The sequence below is a fragment of the Promicromonospora kroppenstedtii DSM 19349 genome (assembly GCF_000515355.1).
GTDB lineage: Bacteria > Actinomycetota > Actinomycetes > Actinomycetales > Cellulomonadaceae > Promicromonospora > Promicromonospora kroppenstedtii.
The window spans coordinates 1-2,330 of the sequence record NZ_KI911707.1 but is presented as its reverse complement, the minus strand read 5'-3'; the positions used below and the strand labels follow the sequence as shown (position 1 = coordinate 2,330).

General features: G+C 73.8%; 3 protein-coding genes. 2 read left to right on the top strand and 1 reads right to left on the bottom strand.

Features of this window, described 5'->3' with window-relative positions; all coding sequences use genetic code 11:
- Both PROKR_RS18870 and PROKR_RS18865 read left to right on the top strand, forming a co-directional pair.
- The coding region (locus PROKR_RS18870; RefSeq protein ID WP_084800534.1) for an SDR family NAD(P)-dependent oxidoreductase at nt 1-632 on the top strand (632 nt) is incomplete at its 5' end.
- A 294-nt stretch (nt 633-926) separates the two neighbouring features.
- Nucleotides 927-1,964 (top strand): serine hydrolase domain-containing protein, encoded by a 1,038-nt coding sequence (locus tag PROKR_RS18865; protein ID WP_036965780.1) that lies wholly within the window; start codon nt 927-929, stop codon nt 1,962-1,964.
- Between the two features lie 5 nt (nt 1,965-1,969).
- On the opposite strand, the gene PROKR_RS18860 is transcribed toward PROKR_RS18865, so the two are convergent.
- On the bottom strand, nt 1,970-2,330 hold a 361-nt coding region (locus tag PROKR_RS18860), incomplete at its 5' end, for a substrate-binding domain-containing protein (RefSeq protein ID WP_036965710.1).

The window sequence follows — 2,330 nt, the reverse complement described above, 5'->3', positions numbered from 1 at the left end:
ACCGCCTCGACGAGGTCGCCACCGGCCTGCGCGAGCGCGGCTGCGCCGTGGAGACCGTGGTCGCCGACCTCTCCAGCCGCGACGGGATCCGCGCCGCCGCCGACGGGATCGTCGCGGCCGCCGGCGAGCCCGACGTCCTCGTGAACAGCGCGGGCATCAACCTGCGCCCCCACCTCGGCCAGGTCGACCAGGAGACCTGGGAGGTCACCATGACGGTCAACCTGGAGGCACCGTTCATGCTCGGGCAGCGGTTCGCGCCCGGCATGGCGGCCCGCGGCTTCGGCCGGCTCATCCACATCAGCTCGCAGCAGGCCCACCGCTCCTTCGTCGACAGCGGCGTCTACGGCGTCTCCAAGGGCGCCCTCGAGTCGCTCGCCCGCTCCCAGTCCGAGGCCTGGTCCGCGCGGGGCGTCACCGCCAACACCCTCGTGCCCGGCTTCGTCCTCACGCCGCTGAACCAGCACCTGCAGGACGACGCCGAGAAGGTCACGGCGCTCGCCGCCCGCACCACCGTCGGGCGCAACGGCGTGCCGGAGGACTTCGCGGGCGCCGCCGTCTTCCTCGCGAGCGCCGCCTCCGGCTACGTCACCGGCCACTCGCTGTTCGTCGACGGCGGCTTCTCGGTCCACTGAAGCTTCCATGCGATCGAGGCCGGTTGCCGTGAGTCGACATTGTCTACCGAGCGCAACAGACCTGGCCGGGCATGTGGTTACCCGGGAGTACCGCTGAGCCGGAGGGTTTTCGGTGCGCCGAGCGGCGTCGCCCAGGAGACTGGCGCGGTGACGACGGGGCGCGGCGGCGTGAGCGCGGTGGGACGAGCGCGGAGGCGCGCGCGAGGACCTGAGCGAGGACTCGCGCCGGGACCAGCGCCGTGGCTGTCGCGCGGTCCGGCGACGGTCGCGCTGGCGATCGGTCTGGTGGTGAGCGTGGCCGGGTGCGGAGGCACCGGCGGCGTCGAGTCGATCGAGCCCTTCCTCGACGACACCCTGCCGCCCGGGTCCAGCGGCGCGCTCGTCGCCGGACGGGGGGACACCGTGGACGTGTGCCGCGGCTGGGGCGAACCCGACGAAGGGACGGGGGAGCGCGCGGGCTGCGACACCGTGTTCGACATCATGTCGATGACCAAGCAGTTCACCGCCGCCGCCGTCGTGCGGCTGGGCCAGGACGGGCTGCTCGACGTCGGCGACCCGCTCGCGGAGCACCTGCCGGGAGTCCCGGCCGACAAGCAGGGCGTCACGATCGAGCACCTGCTCACGCACACCTCGGGTCTGCTGGACACGCTCGGGCCCGACGACGACCCGCTGACCCGCGACGCGTTCCTGCGCGAGGCGCTCGGCTCGGAGCTGCTGTCCGAGCCGGGCACGACGTACCTGTACTCCAACGTCGGGTACAGCCTGCTGACCGCCGTCGTCGAGGAGGTCTCCGGGCAGGACTACGAGGCCTACCTCGCCGAGCACCTCTTCGAACCGGCGGGCATGACCAGCACGGGCTACGTGCTGCCCGACTGGTCCGAGGTACACGTCGCCGTCGAGCACGACGCCGCCGGGCGACCCCAGGGCACGCCGCTCGACCACCCCTGGGCCGACGACGGGCCGTACTGGAACCTCCGCGGCAACGGCGGTCTGCTGTCCACGCCGCGCGACATGTTCCGCTGGCACGTCGCCCTGCGCGGCGACACCGTCCTTGCCGACGACGCGAGGCGCAAGCTGTTCGAGCCGCGCGTGCGCGAGGAGCCCGACGAGACGTACTACGCCTACGGCTGGGTCGCCGACGACCGGGACGACCCCCAGATCCTCTGGCACAACGGCGGCAACGGGCGGGCCTACGGCGAGATCGGGCGTGACCCGGCCGGCGACGTGTTCGTGTTCTGGGTGGCGAACCGGGCCGCGGGGGACGGCTGGGACCTGGGGGAGAGCGGTACCGACCTCACCTCCGGGCTCTTCGAGCGCCTCAGCGCCGGCTGAGCCGGTCAGCCCCGGACCGGCACCGGCAGCCGGACCTGCCGGCCGGGCTCGTCCTGCCCGTCGAGCTGCCGCGCCAGCAGGTCCATCGCGGTGCGGCCCAGCTCCTCGCCGTCGACGTCGATCGCGGGGGTGTGCTCCAGGCCGAGCGCCTCGATGACCGTCGGCTCCGTGCTCACCACCAGGTCGCGCGGCACCTCGACGCCACGCGTCCCCAGCGCGAGCAGCAGGCCCAGCCCGATCGACGTCGCGTAGGGGACCACGGCGGTCGCACCCGTCTCGACGACGGCGGGCGTCACCTCGACCCCCGCGACGAACGTCGCCGGCCGCGGGCCCAGCACGGTCAGCTCCGCGCCGGCCTCGCGGGCG